The 17,048-nt window shown below is 47.5% G+C and carries 10 protein-coding genes; 9 read left to right on the forward strand and 1 reads right to left on the reverse strand.

Annotation, left to right across the window (positions count from 1 at the left end):
- Positions 1-40: 40 nt before the first annotated feature.
- From ELY33_RS14750 to ELY33_RS14785, 8 genes are all read left to right on the forward strand, one after another.
- Complete coding sequence (locus ELY33_RS14750) at positions 41-778, forward strand: 3-deoxy-manno-octulosonate cytidylyltransferase (RefSeq protein ID WP_126948665.1); 738 nt, start codon at positions 41-43, stop codon at positions 776-778.
- Positions 779-790: 12 nt separating this feature from the next.
- Positions 791-1,609 (forward strand): hypothetical protein, encoded by an 819-nt coding sequence (locus ELY33_RS14755; protein WP_126948666.1) that lies wholly within the window; start codon positions 791-793, stop codon positions 1,607-1,609.
- A 1-nt stretch (position 1,610) separates the two neighbouring features.
- Positions 1,611-2,273 carry an HAD family hydrolase gene (locus ELY33_RS14760; RefSeq protein WP_244208619.1) on the forward strand — a complete coding sequence of 221 codons (663 nt, stop codon included), beginning with the start codon at positions 1,611-1,613 and terminating at the stop codon, positions 2,271-2,273.
- 15 nt (positions 2,274-2,288) lie between these two features.
- On the forward strand, positions 2,289-3,197 hold the full coding sequence (locus tag ELY33_RS14765) for a sulfotransferase family 2 domain-containing protein (RefSeq protein ID WP_244208625.1): 909 nt from the start codon (positions 2,289-2,291) through the stop codon (positions 3,195-3,197).
- Between the two features lie 119 nt (positions 3,198-3,316).
- Positions 3,317-8,629 carry a glycosyltransferase gene (locus tag ELY33_RS14770; RefSeq protein ID WP_244208620.1) on the forward strand — a complete coding sequence of 1,771 codons (5,313 nt, stop codon included), beginning with the start codon at positions 3,317-3,319 and terminating at the stop codon, positions 8,627-8,629.
- A gap of 53 nt (positions 8,630-8,682) precedes the next feature.
- Complete coding sequence (locus tag ELY33_RS14775; protein ID WP_126948669.1) at positions 8,683-11,007, forward strand: hypothetical protein; 2,325 nt, start codon at positions 8,683-8,685, stop codon at positions 11,005-11,007.
- A 57-nt stretch (positions 11,008-11,064) separates the two neighbouring features.
- A complete protein-coding gene (locus ELY33_RS14780) occupies positions 11,065-11,745 on the forward strand; it encodes a hypothetical protein (protein WP_126948670.1) in 681 nt (226 codons plus the stop codon).
- Between the two features lie 421 nt (positions 11,746-12,166).
- Positions 12,167-14,299, forward strand: coding sequence for a heparinase II/III family protein (locus tag ELY33_RS14785; RefSeq protein WP_167470101.1), 2,133 nt, complete (start codon positions 12,167-12,169; stop codon positions 14,297-14,299).
- A gap of 21 nt (positions 14,300-14,320) precedes the next feature.
- Here the strand turns inward: ELY33_RS14785 and ELY33_RS14790 are convergent, their stop codons facing one another.
- Complete coding sequence (locus ELY33_RS14790) at positions 14,321-16,048, reverse strand: SLC13 family permease (RefSeq protein WP_126948672.1); 1,728 nt, start codon at positions 16,046-16,048, stop codon at positions 14,321-14,323.
- Between the two features lie 139 nt (positions 16,049-16,187).
- On the opposite strand from ELY33_RS14790, the gene ELY33_RS14795 reads away from it, so the two are divergent.
- Complete coding sequence (locus ELY33_RS14795; protein WP_167470102.1) at positions 16,188-16,970, forward strand: helix-turn-helix domain-containing protein; 783 nt, start codon at positions 16,188-16,190, stop codon at positions 16,968-16,970.
- Positions 16,971-17,048: the final 78 nt, after the last annotated feature.

Consider the following 17,048-nt stretch of genomic DNA (forward strand, 5'->3'; position numbering starts at 1 on the left):
GGCTCTTTTCCTTTCCTCTTACACTATGAGTGAGGCCGCTATGCGCAGTGTGGTCATGATTCCCGCCCGATATGGGTCTAGTCGCTATCCGGGCAAGCCGCTGGTGCCCTTGCTGGGCAAGCCGATGATTCTTTGGGTCGCCGAACTCTCGGCCCGTGCCGTTGGCGCCGAGAATGTCTATGTTGCTACCGAAGACCAGCGTATTGCTGAAGTCGTTGAAGCCGCCGGCTTTCAATCGGTGATGACCACCGACGACGCCCTGACGGGAACTGACCGCTTGGCTCAGGCCGCGGAGCAGATACCGGCAGACCTCTATATCAACGTCCAAGGCGATGAACCGCTAGCCGATCCCGCGGATATTCTTAAGGTGCGCGATGCTAAGCTGGCTCATATGGATGCCATCATCAACGGCGTTAGCTGGGTGGGCGACAACGAAGATCCCCACAGCATCAATATCCCCAAGGTAATCACTAACGAGCGCGACGAGCTGGTCTACATGTCGCGTGTTGCGCTGCCAGGATTCAAGGATGCCAAGTGTGCCCCAAAGCGCTATAAGAAGCAGGTCTGCATTTACGCCTTCACTCGCGACGAGCTAGCCGCCTTCCAAGGCTTTGGTCGTAAGAGCGAACTGGAGCACGCGGAAGACATTGAGATCCTACGCTTCCTGGAGTTGGGTAAGGCCATTCTCATGGTGGAAACTCAGCCCGGCAGCCTGGCGGTAGACGTGCCCGAGGACGTAGTTAAAGTTGAAACGGCTTTAGCAAATAATTCTTATTAAAGGCTTCCCTGTATGCATTATGACGTTTGGTTGTTTTTTGGGCTTCAGCGCAGCGGTAATCATGCGGTGATTAACTGGTTGGCAGGGTTGTCTCCAGACGACCTTTTAATTTTTAATAATGTTAGGCCTGGAGGACCTCTTTTAAAAAACAGGTCAGGAGTATCATTTCCTACTGAGGTAAAGGCTTATGCTGAGAGAATTGATGGGAAAATAGTAATTAATGAAGAGTATGTTGATTTTTTCAAGAGTATAGGAGGTCGCCTTCTGGTTAGTTCTGAAAATTATCCAGTCAGGCGTTTTAACGAAGAGTCAATTTTGAATCCCATTGTTTCTGTTTTTGGCCCTCCGCAGAAGTGCCTAAAGTTATTTGTTTTGAGGAACCCTATAAATATGCTGCCTTCTGCAGAAAAGATGCTCTGGAAGGAGATGAAATATAAAAAAGAAAATGATGACTGGGTTTACTCTACGTTGAAAAAAAGGTTGTCTAACTGGAAAAGCTATGCGTTTCTAACTTCTAATCCATCTTCTATAACTAGGGGTGAATTTTTCCCAGTAATTTTTGATAGATGGGTTAAAGATAGAGAGTATCGAGATGCTCTGGCAAAGTCTTTAGGTTTCATAAACAGAGATAAAAATGTCGACTTTGTGTCAGATGCAGGTAAAGGAAGTAGTTTTAGTGGGCTGGAAATTGATGAGCGTGAATCTGTTTTGCAGCGATGGAATGAATCAAGTGATTTCTGCAGAGAGATTATAAAAAATGACTCCGAAGTTTTGGACTACATCGCTAGTATTTTTGGTGAGAGTTCGTTGCCTGATTTTTTTAGGAGTTAGTGTGCGTCTAGGTAAATATCATTCGTTAACCTTTGACTGCGATGGCGTAGTGCTCGACTCCAACAAGGTCAAGACTGAGGCCTTCTACCGGACTACCTTGCCTTATGGCGAGAGCGCTGCGCAGGCCATGGTCGACTACCACGTTGCCAACGGCGGGATATCACGTTACAAAAAATTCGCTTACTTTCTGGAGCAAATTGCCCCGACTCATGCCAATCTGCAGCAGGGCCCCTACCTGGAGGAGCTGCTGCAGGTGTATGCCGACCATGTTCGCGAAGGTCTGCTGAGCTGTGATATGGCCCCCGGCCTGGAAACGCTGCGCCAGCAAACACCCAATGCCCGCTGGCTGATAGTTTCCGGTGGTGATCAAGCTGAACTACGCGACGTGTTTGCCCAGCGTGGTATCGTCGATTGGTTCGATGGCGGTATCTTTGGCAGCCCGGATACCAAGGACGAGATCCTGGCCCGTGAGCTGGTTTCTGGCAACATCCAGCAGCCGGCACTGTTTCTGGGTGACAGCAAGTACGATTATCAAGCGGCCAGTGTCGCTGGACTGGATTTTGTTTTCTTGAGTGGTTGGAGTGAAGTTGATAATTGGCAAGTATGGGTGGCCAGAATGGGTCTATCGCATGCTGTATCAATTCAATGCTTGCTGCAGCCATAGGTGAGGTTTTTGCGCGTGATATATAAATCAAATAATCCAATAAACAAAACGAACTTTTCTCCGGATTTTTTTTTTGAAGCCGAAGACGTTTCTTTTTTTTTCACCTATATCCGGAAGAACGCCTCCACCTCGTTTAAGAAGTTGTTTCAGTTGCTGTACCCTGGTGCCTGCTCCGGTGACCTTCCCTCTATCCACTGCCTGATAAAGCATGCCCAAGTTAAAGAACTGACGCCTGAAGAGATAGACAAGCGCTTTAGCACTAAGTTGTTTGTCTACCGAGACCCGGTTGACCGGGTTTTCTCGACCTACAAGAATAAAGTCATACAGCAAGATGGAGCAGAGGATTTGCTCAGGCGGTTGGAAAAAGTAGTGGGACGTGATCCGGCGTTGCTGACGTTCGACGAGTTCGTTCAAGAATACGTCGTGTTGCTGAAGACCGAGCGTTGGGAAGAGGTTGACGGCCACCTCTACCCGCAGGTTTGGCATCTGTTGCCGATTACCTATAACAAGGTGATCCGCATGGATAATGTCTATCATGAGATGTGCGAACTGCTGCCTGCCGAACTGTGCGATCGGGTATTCAAGGAGCCCACCAACAGCACCACCAAGGGTAGCGTGCCGCTGGCTTGGGCCGATCCTGACTGCCCGGCGATCTACTTCCGCAAGAAGTATGCGCGAGGCAAATTATTGCCGTCACTGAGCCAACTGCTAACGCCTGCTACGGAAGCTCGGCTGCGAGAGGTCTATGCAGATGACTACCGTATGATCGAAGAGATCGAAGTCGAGCCTGATTCTTTCATGCTTACCGAGTCATCTCAGCCCGCAGGTCTTAACTTCAGTATACCGGCCGCTGTGAATGGGGTAGCCCCCGAATGCGCTTTAGGGCTAGATTTCTCCCTGCTAGAAAAGCGCAGCAGAGGCTGAGAGCATGTTGAATCGGCTGGATACGATCTCTTTACTGTTATGTCATGATATCTGTTGAGGATTAAACGAAATAAAGCACTGTTATAGTAAGTAATTTTCACTTTTTGACCAGGTATTACATGGACGCCCTGATTAAGCACGCGGAACAGTTAGCGCAGCATCGCCTTACCTCAATTGCTAAGCCGATTGCTGGGCGGGTGGCTTACGTCGTCAATCATGGCCAGTACGACGCGACCCATGGTGAGGCGGTTCGCACGCAGGGAATTGCGGAAGCACTGAACCATCAGTGGTTAGAGGTGTTGTGCTTTGTTCGCCCCGGGTGCCAATGGGCGTTTTATGCTAAACGCGATCTCTCGCCCGACGTCGCGGTGAACGGGGTAACCTACGTTCATTCCCGCTGGCCTCATGGCGTGGTGCCGCAGGGTCAGGTGGCTAATTTAAATGCCAGCGTTGAATGTTTTGTCGAACGCTTTCGGGTGTACCGTCCTGCGGTTGTCGTGGCGGCGTCTAACTGGGTGACCGCGCTGCCTGCCTGGGTAGCGGCTAAGCGGCTGGGGTTGCCGTTTTGTTTTGAGGCGCGGGGGTTTGGGGAGCTTGCCACCGATGCCCGTGAACCCGGGTATGCCCACACGTTAAGTTTTCGGGAAGAAGCGGCGCGGGATAGTTTTATTGCGCGTGAAGCCACCCAGGTATTTACCCTTAATGCCCCGATGAAGGCAGAACTGATCAAGCGTGGCGTTCAGCCAGGGCGTATTAGTGTTGTGCCGAATGGCCTGCGTGAGTTGCCCACCCTTCAACCTATCGACCCCGCGCTGAAGCGTCGGTTGGGAATCTGGGAGGGTGATAACGTTATTGGTTACATAGGCAGCTTTCATGCTTATGAAGGGTTGGATGTGCTGTTTCAAGCTTGTAAAGCGCTGGTAAACAAAGGCATTAATATTAAGTTGCTGCTGGTAGGGGATGAACAGCCGTTAACAAACACTGTAAGTGATCAACAGCGTGATGCTGATAAGCCGTGGCTTATTCAGGTAGGCCAAGCGACTGGTGAGCAACTGGCAACGTATTACGCGCTGATGGACTGTGTGGTTATTCCGCGCAAGCCGCTGCCGATATGCGAGCTGGTGCCACCCACAAAAGCATTGGAAGCGCTGGCGTATGGCAAGCGGCTGGTCATGTCGAAGCTGCCTGCGTTAGAAGCTGCCTGCCCGGTAGTCAAAGGCGTTAGCTTTGCCAAGGCGAATGATGTTGGGGCGTTAGTCGCAGCCATGGCCCAGGTGCTGGAAGATGTCCGCGTTGAGCAACTAAGCAACGAACAGAACACTGAACAAGCGAGCGTGCAGGGTAATGCTGTTCTTCAAGGGTTAGACCCTAATGTACTGACGTTTAGCCGCCTGACCCAGGGAATGGTAGAAACCCTGGCGTCGGTCGCGCAAGGCACACTACCTGCGCCTGCATTGCCGCACCCCCTGCAAGGGGTGGAAGTGCTAGAAGAGGTTGATTATTCCACTGCCAGCCAGTGGTTTTATAAAGAAGGCCGTTTAACCGATACGCTGCTGGCGCTAAAAAGCCTGCAAGCTCGAGGGGTTAAATTTGATAAACCCAAGCGCGATTTCGAGGCTTTTGTCGCGGGTTTAGCGCACCTTAAAGGTGGGGTGGCGCTGCCGCCTCGCCAGCCCAACGCCGGGCTAATGAGCCGCCGCCAACAAGTGTTGTACTGTTTACACCAGTCGGTTCCCCACGCCACTAACGGCTATTCGACTCGCTCTCATGGTATTGCGGTGGGTTTACAGGCGTCCGGCTGGAACGTTCGTGCGACGACGCGCCCTGGTTTTCCGTGGGATGGGGGCGCTAAGGGGTTGGCCCGTGGTTACCATGAAACCACGGTTGACGGCGTAGCGTATGCGGCGTGTGCTGGCTGGGATCTTGCCAAAACCCCGTTGGATCTCTACCTCGCAGAGGCGGCAGACCACTATCTGCGTGAAGCGCAAACCAGCGGGGCGGAAATGCTGGTGGCAGCCTCAAACCATATTACGGCACTGCCGGCCTTGATGGCGGCGCGCCGCTTGGGCTTGCCGTTTGTGTATGAAGTGCGCGGGCTGTGGGAAGTCACGCAAGCATCGACTCAGCCTGAGTGGGCAGGCTCTGAACGTTACCAGCTGATGCGTGAACTGGAACAACAGGCTGCCCTAGAGGCAGATCTTGTCATTACCTTGACCGAAGAGTTGGCCGATGAACTGGCCAGTTGGGGCGTCGCGCGTGAGCGTATTACGGTAGTGCCTAACGCGGTGAATGCCGAGCGCTTTACCCCCAGGCCTGCAGATACCGATGTAGCGCGCCAACTTAAGCTGCCTGCAGAGGTGCCGGTAATTGGTTATGCAGGTAGCGCAGTTGCCTATGAAGGGCTAGAGCTGCTGCTGGAAGCGTTAGCCAAATTGAAGGAACGGGGGCAGGACTTTGTTTTTGTGCTGGTGGGGGATGGCAAGGTTATTGATACCGTTAAAGCCACCGCTAAAACCTTAGGCATTGAAAATCAGTGCCGCTTCACCGGGCGGGTAGCGTTTGAGGAAGTGCCACGTTATTTATCGTGCATGGATATCATGCCAATACCGCGGCTTTCTTCGGCAGTTACCGAAATGGTGTCGGCGCTCAAACCGCTTGAAGCCATGGCAATGGGGAAAGCGGTGGTGCTTTCCGATGTATCGCCCCATCACGTCATGGCGGGGCCAGGGGGCGAACGTGCACGGTTGTTCGAAAAAGACAACGCAGCAGCGTTAAGCGATGCCATTGAAGCGCTTATCAGCAACCCCGCCGAGCGTGAGCGCCTGGGCAACGCGGCGCGTGCATGGGTTGATCGCGAGCGTACCTGGAATCACGTCACCAGTATTTATGCCCGTAGCTTGCAGCAGTTGCGTGAATCCGTGGTGGCGCGTCCACACAAACAAACCGCTAAAGGTGAAGTGAAGGCTAAAACGTTGGCGCAGCTAACCCTGGGGTTAATTGGCGATACGTTTACGACCGACACGCTGGCCAGCGCCGTCAAGGTGGTGCCGCTTTCACCGGATAACTGGCGTGAGCAGATTAAGGCACAACCGATTGATGCGTTGTTTGTTGAGTCTGCCTGGAAGGGCAATGATTGGCAGTGGTTCCGTCAAGTTGGGCACTACAGCGTGCATGAATTTGCAGCGCTAGATGCCTTGCTGGCGCATTGTCGGGGCAAAAGGATTCCGTCGCTGTTCTGGAATAAGGAAGACCCGGTTCACTTTGACCGTTTCCGCGCAACCGCCGCTAAGTGTGATCATGTGTTTACGACTGACAGTCGGCGGATTATTCCTTACCTCACCACGCCTGATGCGCTGACGCAAACCGCCAGTAGTGCACCGTTCTATGCCTCCCCGAAAATCCATAACTTGCTGCCGTCTACTCGTGAATGGCAGCCAACGGCCGCGTATGGCGGTACGTATTATGGCAAGCGCTACCCAGAGCGCACCGAGTACATGGACAAGATCATGAGCGCGGCAGCGCCTCTAGGCCTAACGCTCTATGATCGCCAGCATGATGACCCCGCATCGCCCTATAAATATCCCGGCGGCCTGGGTAACTATGTGGCAGGTAGCCTCAGCTATGAAGAGATGATTCAAGCCTACAAAGCGCACCCGGTGCAAATTAACGTCAATTCGGTGTTAGATTCCCCGACGATGTTTTCGCGGCGCGTGGTAGAAACCGCGGCCTGTGGGTCGCCGTTGATTTCCGGCCCGGCCTTGGGTATGAACCGCTATCTGGAAGGGGTTGGGCATGTGGTGCGTACTGAAAGCGATGCCGCCCAGGCACTTGAAAACCTGATGCAGTACCCTGCGTACCGCTGGCGTGTGGCGCTGAAAAGTGCCCGTGCAGTCATGCGCGCCCACACCACAGAGCTACGCCTGACCCAGATGCTGCGCACTGCCGGTATGGTTATTCAAGCCCCCGAGCCACCGGCTTATTCCTTATATACATCTGAAATCACCCCGGCTAGCGCACAGCGCGTGTTAGCTCAGACGGTTCGCCCGGCGAGTATTATCAGCCGTGAATGGCAGGCAGGCACTCGCGCCCAACTAGAAGCAGAAGGTATTCGCTGTGCAACGCCGGATGGCGAGCGCGCGGCGCCTGGGTCGCTTTGGTTACTGGCCAACCCCCGTGCATTGGAAGGGTTGGAAGCAGAAGACCTGGAAGACCTTATCTGGCCAACCTTTTATGCCCCGCATAAACGAATTGCTTTCAGCCGTAATGCGGTGCTTGAAGAAGGTGGCTGGCCGGGGGTAGCGGTGGAAAATTCTTCAATTGATACGTCGTTACAGTTACTTCGCCCAGACACGGAAATGGTACTTTCCAAGCTACAGCAGTGGGCATCGCGTCAGTCAACCTTAACGCTTCGCAAGCCGCCTCAGGTGCATGCCCAGGCACCCGATGTGCCGCCGAAGAAGACCATCGTGATTGCCGGGCACGATCTCAAGTTTATCAAGCCGTTTTATCCATACTTCACGAAAGCAGGGGTGCGGATACTGCTAGATTTCTGGACCGGCCATAACCAGCACAACGAAACCACCAGTAAACGCTTGGTGCGCCAAGCCGATACGGTCTTCTGTGAATGGACCCTGGGTAACGCTATTTGGTATGCCAAGCACAAAGTCAAAGGGCAACGATTGGTAGGGCGGTTACACGCTCAGGAACTGCGCAATGTGTTGTTTGACCAAGTGCCCTTCGATGCGTTTGATAAGGTGATATTTGTAGGCCCGCATATGCTGCGTAACGCCCAGCAGCGTAACCCTGCACTGAAGAAAAACGGTGTAGTAATTTACAACGGCGTTGATATCGACGCCATGCAGGCGGTGCCGCGTCAACCCACCAATGGCAAAGTGTTAGGCTTGGTTGGTATGGTGCCACAAAGCAAACGCTTAGACCGGGCGTTAGATATCCTGAAAGAACTGCGCAAGGAAGATACCGGTTACACCTTACGGGTGAAAGGGAAGCGGCCGGAAGACTTTGCTTGGATGGTAATGCACCGGCCCGAAGAAATGGCTTGGTATGAAGAGCAGTATCGTCGCTTACAAGAGGACCCGCTGCTTCAAGATGCCGTGATCTTTGACCCGCATGGCAATGATATGCCCCAGTGGTACGCAGGGGTTGATTTCATTCTTTCAGTAAGCGATCACGAAAGCTTCCACCTAGCGGTAGCCGAAGGCGCTGCCAGTGGCTGTACCCCCATTGTATTGCCATGGGAAGGCGCGGATGAGATTTATCCGAAAGAGTGGATCTATACAAGTACTAATGTCGTTGTAGAGGGCATAGCGGCTAATAGCTGCAATGCAGAAAAAGTTTTTAGTTTTGCTAAAGATTACTTTGATATTGACTTGATAGGAAAAAAATTAGTGGCAGTTGTTGCAGCTCAGGGGTAAATATGAGCTAAATATAGTTGTTGTTTAAATATATAATATTTAGGATGAGGTTTGTGAAAAAAAATATTCGCCATGGTTATAGTTCGGGAAAAGTTTATCCAGATTTTTTAAGCGCTTATAAGGAAGTTAAAGATGGCGAGTTCTTTATATACCTGAATGGAGTAATATACCCATTTAAATGGAATTTGACAGACGAATTTCATTCTCCTGTTGTTTTTTTTACTCCAGGGCGAACTATAAGAGGTAAGTCTGTTCCTATATTTCAAAGATCAAAGTATTTTGGTTTTTTAGAAGACTATAACTGTATTTCATGTTTTGATCCCACATTGTTTAAAGATAGTGAAATGAATCTGGCTTGGTTTCAAGGTGAAAGGGGGCGTTTTTATGCTTTGGAAGTCGCGAAATTATGGGGAGAATTCGTAAAAGAAATTCAAATAAATCCTGCTAAAATTCTTTACTATGGAACTAGTGGAGGCGGTATTCTGGGTTTTTATCTTGCTAAGGTTACCCCGAAATCAACGCTTTATATGTCAAATGTTCAAACTGATATTAGGAATTACGATGCTAAGACATTACAGAAATTGGTAGACGTATCATTTTGTGGTGATTTTGATTATGTGAAAAATGCTGGTGAAACTCAGAATCGATTCACCATAAACGGGCATAGTGGTGCATTTAATTTAGTATATGCACAAAATAAGGTCGATGATTTTCATTACTTCAATCACTACAAAAAGTGGAGAGAAAAAACGGATTTGACTTATTTTGAAAGTGTTAAATTTATTGAGTATGACGATCCTATTAGTGGGCATGGTCCTCTGAGCGCTGAATCAGAGGTGAAAATAATCCGCGGAATTCTAGATCAAAAAAATTACGAAAGTGTTTTTCCGAATGTCGATATCGAGAATGTATTTCCTAAAAAAAAAGATGAGGTATCAAGCAAAAGTTTTTTTTTAAAGCACAGTGCATTTCCTTCTAGGGAAATTATTTTTCCGATTAATTGGAGCCAAGACCCTTACAAATCAAAAAATTGGCAGCATCATCTTAATAGCTTGAGATGGCTTCCATCATTGGAAAAAAAATTACAAAAAGATATTGTTGTTGATTTTTATAATTATCATCTTAGAGATAGAAAAAAGAATAAATATTACAATACTAGAACTGGGGATCACACTACAGCTATAAGAATTGATGTGCTAAAAGATTTAAAGAAGAAATTTAAAATAGATAATATAGTGTTGGTAAGCCTTTCTAATATTTTAGAAGAAGATATAAAAACGCTCCTTTCGGATCATGTTTATCAAAATAACAATCATGGATTGATGGCTGATGTTGCTATTATAAAAGCACTGCGCTCCGAGTTTTCTTCTAATCGTTTAACGCTAAATAAAGTTTTTAAAAGACTTGGTGAAACTCTTCAAAAAATGTACGACGGTGAGGGCGTGTGTTTAGAGCACTCCGTTTCATATCAAGAATATAATTTAGAAATCATTTCTGAGATTAAGTTGCTACTGCCTAAAGATAGTCGTTTGAATTATATTATAGATAATATCGTGATAAAAAGTAAAGAATTTTTAGGTTTCTTTTTGTTGAATAATGGACAGTACATCCCCTTAGGTGACTCATTTCGCCTTCCTAACAAAAGAATATTACATAAAGTATACGGTCATGAGGATCCCAAAGAAGCATTGTCTCCTTTTTCAAATATGTCAGGTAGTTTTTATTCTAGAGCAGGGTATTTTTCGTATAGATGGCCAACTAAATTGACCCATTTATCACTAGTGTCGGGTTGGCACTCTCATGTTCATAAACAAAATGATGAGCTTTCAATATTTCTTTTTCATAAGAATTTTATTGTTTTTGACGATCCGGGGTATACCGATTTTAAAACATGGGAAGAAATAAAAAAATTTAAATCAGAAAGGTGGCACTCCAATTTTTGGATCGAAAACCATGAATGGTCTGATGTGTGTGACCATCCTTCCGGCTCTGATTTAAAAGTGCTTAGCACCGATTTTGTAAGCGTTGTAGCAAAAAGCGCTAGACAAAGAGGTTTCACACTAGCTCGTGAAGTTGTAATTTCACAAAATAAAATTTTGATATCAGACTCTGTTGAAGGAATAATAAAAGCTGTTTCTAAAGTAAGGCATCAATTTCTTTTGTCCGATGTTTATGCTTTGATAGAGGGTCAGGTCGTTTTTTTATTTTCAAAGGTTGGTAATCAAAAAATTGTAAAGGTTGAAGTGACTGGCTCCGGAGAATGGATAGTGGAAGAATCTTATCGCGTTAATGAAGATCGTAGAGCGGTCGGTCATGCTGATTTGCTTGTGTACATGTCGAGTGATAAAAAAACTGACTTTTCGGTTTATCTTTTGTAATTCTAAAAATTAACAATCATTGATAGTGTTTTAAAAATAGAGACGTTGGAGCCCTATATGAAAAAAGTTCAAATACTCGGCCCATCTTATTCTGGAACCACTGTTCTAGGATATATTTTAAACACTTCGGATGGATGGTTTTTTGGCTCGGAAGTTCACAGGCTTTTGTATAGTTATGTTGAAAAATATGGTGCTAAGAATAAGAATATAGCGAATCCTAAGTGTGATTTCTGTGGCATGGACTGTAAATATTGGACAAGAAATCTTCTGATGGAGTTGAAAGATAATAAATCTGATACACTTCAAGATATATATGATGTTTTTCAAAAGCATCACCCTGAAATATCTACCTTTGTAGATAGTTCCAAAAAGCTAGAATTTTTCCATGATACAAAAATTGATTATACATTAATTGCCTCTAAACATCCTGTACGATTGCTGGCTTCACGGTTTTATAACAAGCGCGAGTCTTTAGGAGTCAACAGCGAAGCACTTTCTTCAGTATTTAATGCCATCCAAGGTGATAAGGCTAAATTTTTAGATTATGCAAAAGAGGAAGTTAATTATTTTTATCTTACCTACTCCGATTTTTTTAAAAATTCAGCGAATGGCATGCTGATTAAAATGGACGAAATTGTTTTTGATGAGAATCATAAAAATAATTTTTTAAATTTTTTAGATTTATCTTATGGTAACGTTCCTTTGATAATTTTACAAATTATGAGGTTCACTCTATAGGGGGAAATAAGGCTCCTTATTGGGCAAGACTAGAGAAGAGTACAAATAAATTAGTCAACAACCCCAGGCATGAGTATTATAAAAGTGCTGAATCAGTCGGGGATTTTAAAGTGGATAATAAGTATAAAGAAATTTTCAATATTGAATTTTTGACCGAGCTCGAAATGCTAAAAGGATATCAAGATCTTCTAAAGCTACTAGGATATAAAAAAATAATTATTTAGTCACTGTTTATCTATTAAATATAAATTATTTTTGATTGTTAAGATATCTAGGGATTTGATTATTTATGGTGATTGATGTGGCTGCTAGTCCGGACTCTGTTCTGAAGTTAGAGAGCAGTGTTACTGATAAGTTGATATATGTTTTAAATGCATCTAGAAATCATACTCTGGGAAAGGACCTGTTCGTCAGCAGAGTTTTGACACTAGGCCCTTTCAAGCCAGTTAACTTCACTCGTTGGGGCAGTTGGGAACAGAACCCTCTTGATAACCGCAGTTGGCAGTGGCGTCTGAATTGGTTGTCGTTTTTATCTTATTTGATGGCTTATCACCATGCCTCTGAGAATGATGCGGTGCTGGACTTCGCCCGCGAATCAGTTGAGTCGTGGTTAGATACTTACCTGGAAACCGATACAACGTATCCATTTGAGTTCATCTGGCATGATCATGCGACTGCCCTTCGAGCCGAACAGCTGGTATTGCTAGCTTATTACAGCCGCCGCTATGCGCCTAATTGGGCAAAACTAAACGCTAAGTTTTTAGTGTATGTGGAAAAGGCACTTAAAACACACGGCAATTGGCTAGCCAAAGACAGCTTTTATTCTGAACATACTAACCATGGGCTTGAGCAAGCCCGGGTATTACTGTTGCTTGGCACTGTGTTTGAAGGTGAGCAGGCTAAGCAATGGCAGCAGATTGCACAGCAGCGAATCAGCAGCGAACTGGAATTTTCATTTACTGATGAAGGCGTCCACGTTGAAAACAGTCCTGCTTATCACATTTTTGTGTTCAAGGTTTTTCTGGGAATCATCAAAGACTATCCCAAAGAGGTACTAGGGGGGCTATCGAGTCAGTTCGATGTGTTTGCCCACAAGGCACTGCGCTTTATTACCCATATTCTCCGCCCAGATGGTCTTTTACCGCCGATTGGTGATACAGAGCAGCTGCCTACGTCTAATATGTATCGCGATGCTTTCGGCCACATGCCGGAATATCAACACCTGTTATATGCGCTGACGAACGGGAAGCAGGGGGAGCGACCGCCAGAATCTAACGTGGTTTATCCCCATTCTGGCTACGCGGTGTTTCGTGATTTATGGCCTGGTCAGGAAGATTATCGCAACGCACTTCACTGCATCGTGAAAGTAGGTTGTTCTAGCCGGTATCATCACCAGCAGGATGAGGGGCATATTAGTCTTTATGCAGGCGGCGAAGATTGGTTGATTGACTCTGGTCTCTATAATTACAGCGGTAAAGACCCAGTGCGCCGTTATATGCGCAGCCGTTCAGCGCACAATATCCCTCTGGTGTCGGATGCTGGTTATGATGCGGACTTTGAGCATCGTCTGAGTGCCTGGGAAGTAACGACGTTTGATGACTCGCCATCTCTTCCTTTTGTAGAAATGGCCTTAAACGTTCTGCCTCAAGTGGCACATAAGCGCCGCGTAGCCCTAGATTCAGCACTGCACGAGTTAAGTGTGGTTGACCAATTCCACTGTAACGATGGGCAGCCTCGTGAAGTAATTTTGCAGTGGCACTTTCCACAAGATAAGCAGATCAGCATTCAAGGTAACCGGGCGATCATCAGCAGTGCAACCGGCAGTCAGCTGTTAATGGACATTCAAGGCGCGCAGCCGGATAGCTTATCAGTAGTGAAGGGGCGGCAAGGCGAGCGTGTATTTAGTGCCTTTTCTGCTAAAGCAAACCAATTTGAGTCTAGCCAGTTGTTAAGAGTTGTGTTTGCTCCCAGCAGCGCATTAGAAGTGACGAGTCGGTTTCATCTTGCATTATCGCCGCAACGAAAACTTGCTGCCTCTCATGCCCGATTGGTCAAAGGAGAGTCACTTGAAGCACTAACTGCTTTGATGGATCGAAGTGGTATATGGCAACACACGTTGGTGCTGGGTAATACATCTTTAGTTTCCCGCCTTGGTAAGTTGCATCAAGACAAAGGGTGCGGCTTTGTGTCTGTTTTAACTGATAATGACAGGGCCAGCCAGCACTTAGATGATCAGCTAGAAGACGAAGGGTTGAAGCTTTGGGCACAATCTCTATCGCTAGCAGGTTCAGCCAGTTGTGATGCAGTGGCAGGGGATGTATCAGACCATGCCTTAAGGGGCCTTAAAGGCATCAGCTTGTTGATAATTGGTGCGTCGGATTTTTCAGATAGGCACCTAGAAGCGTTGCTGGGTAAGCTTTTACCCATGCTTCTGTCACGCTTGGCACCTACCGCTCAGGTGTGGCTGACAGCTGACATGAATGTATCCTTAAAAGCTTTGTGCCAGCAGTGGGCAGATCGGCATGGCCTCAAAGTGGCTGAGCTGGCTTTTTAGGTGCTGCGTTCCATAGTGCCCCTAAAAAGGAAACACCATAGGTGTTATAACCAATACCGCAGCCGAGTAAGTGATACTGACAGGTAAGCCGATCTTGAAAAAATCAGTAATCTTGTAGCGCCCTGGTGAATACACCATCAGGTGCGTTTGATAGCCAAAGGGAATTAAAAAGCAGGCGCTGGCACCGTAGGCAACCGCCATCACAAATGGCATAGGGTCAACACCAAAGGCTTGGGCGGTGCTCCAGGCAATCGGAAAAGCTAGCGCGGCAGCGGCGTTATTGGTGACTGTTTCGGTGAGCAGTAGTGTTAGTAAGTAGCAGCCAATAAAGGCAGCGTAAACGCCATAACCGCTAAACATCCACTGCATTCCCTCTGCTAACACAGCAGCAGCTCCAGAGTTTTCCATTGCTTGAGCTATGCCAAGGGCAGAGCCAATGATTAGCCAAAGCTCAAACGGAAAGCGCCTGCGTAATTCTGCCAAACTAATCACTTTTAATAGCAGTAGGCCGCCTAATAACAGCAGTAACCCATGGAACAGCGGCAGCAAGTTAGCAGTCGCCAGTGCAATAACGCTGGCAAACCCACCTAGCGTCATAACACTTTCATTTTTCGTAAGCTGAGGACGTTTGAAGCTGCCGCTGAGTAGATGGAAGTTGCGGTCTATGTTTCGGTGTTGGCGAAAGTCTGCACTTACGGCTAAGAGCAAACAGTCACCCACTCGCAGGGGGATTTTTCCAAGCTGGCCTTCTAGGCGTTTACCACCACGGCGTATACCGACCACGCCAGCGCTAAACATACTTCGGAAATCTACGTCTTGTAGTGTTTTGTCGGAGAGCTCTGACTCGTGAGAAATGACCACTTCTACTAAGTTGGTGGCGAGTAAATTATCAGCTTGGTGGCCAAATAAATTGAGTCCTGGGAAGCGCTGCAGCGCCTGAACCTTGCTTACTTCTCCTGTAAATACCAGCGTATCGGCGGCTTGAAGCCGTTCATCTGGCGCGACGGGGCTGATTAGACGTCCTTGGCGTTCAATTTCTAATAGATAAAGCCCATTTAAGCTTCTAAGGCCGTTTTCCTCAATGCTTACACCAATCATCGGTGAGTCGGCTTCTACATCGGCGGCAAGAAAGTAGGAGAGTTTCTCGTCTGTGTCTTCCAGGCGGTGGTGAGGCAGAGCGTTCGCGCGCCACAACAATACGCATAGTGTAATCAATGCAACGGGTATCCCCACTAGGCTGAATTGGAACACGCCAAGTTCACTACCACTGGCGCTGAGATTAAATGAGTTCACTACTAGGTTGGTGGATGTGCCTACCAGCGTGGTGATTCCTCCTAAAATCGAGGCGTAGGAAAGCGGAATTAATAGCCGTGATGGCGCAATGCGCTGTTGACGTGAAATAGCCCCTAAAAAAGCCGCAACGACCGCTGTGTTATTTAAGAAGGCAGAAAGCACCGCAGTACTGCCCATTAGCCGGGCCGTGGCTAAACGGGGATGACCTTTAAGTAAGTGGCGGGAAAGCCAGTCCAGTAAAGGCGAGCGTTCTAGCGCGAGCGATACCATTAGCAGCAAAAGTAATGTCGCGAGTGCAGGATTCGTGTATTGCATCAGCAGCGTACTGGTATCCACAAATCCAAAAAGCAAAAACAAGCCTGCAAGTGTTACAAAGGCAATCGCAGGTTTAACTTTTCCGCTGATTAACAGTAACAGTAATACAGCAATTGAAAATAAAACGGCCCAAGGGGTCATGTGAATCCTTATAAAACATAAATTATGTTAGAAACTTGCTGGATTCTACGCGGGCTTTTATGATGGTGTCTAATAATTGCCAACGATAGCATTATGTTATGTTTTTTAACTATTTATAATCAAAGGTTTATGCTCAAAATTGGCCACTAAACATTTATCGCCTGAAGTGCTGAATGAGCGCCGTAAACAGGCCGTTAGGCTTCGTTTGGATGGCTATACCGTTGCAGTAGCAAGCCAACAAACTGGGCTTTCCGCGCCCACTGTTTCAGCCGCTTGGAAAGCCTTTCGCGAGGGTGGATGGGCGGCGGTGCCGGTAAAGCCGCGTGGGCGGCTAAAAGGTCAGGCAAATGTACTCAGTGCGGACATTCAAGCTTTACTTTGGCAGATGCTTTATCAGGAGCCACAAGACAACCTATTACACACAATGCCAGGTTGGGGCAGTGCAGATTTAGCTGAGTGGCTTAATACATATCATGCTGTCGAACTTTCTCAGCGTGCCATTGAGCACTGGTGGGAGGCGGAAGGGCTGAAACATGAACCTTGGAGGCTCAATCACTTCGCAAAACAGCGTTCTCAAGAAGGCCGTTGGTTTCGGAAGTCGGTATTGCCGCGCTTTGCACAGTTGAAAGATGCAGATCAGCGTTGGCAAGGTGGCGTTCGCCGGGTTGCGCATCCATCCGGTTCGATTTACCAGATTTATTTGCATGGCTCCAGGGGGCGCTTATTGATGCGCTGTTTTAAAAAGCCACCTGAAGCCAAAGCCTACGTAGCAGTATTCGAGGCATTAGCTTCACTGGGTGCCGCTGCCTTGGTATTTCATGGGGCTTTGTTTTCAGCAAGCCCGGAAGTGACCGCATGGTTAGATCAGCAACCTTCATTTTGGTTAGTGCCTGTACCTGCTGATTTGGTATTGGACGAGTAGTTAAACCAGATATGCAGATTTTGATATTTGATCTTTTTGGTACTCAGGGTTTTTAAGCTGGTGTCGCAATCGGCCACT

This window comes from Vreelandella andesensis (assembly GCF_003989795.1).
Classification (GTDB): domain Bacteria; phylum Pseudomonadota; class Gammaproteobacteria; order Pseudomonadales; family Halomonadaceae; genus Vreelandella; species Vreelandella andesensis.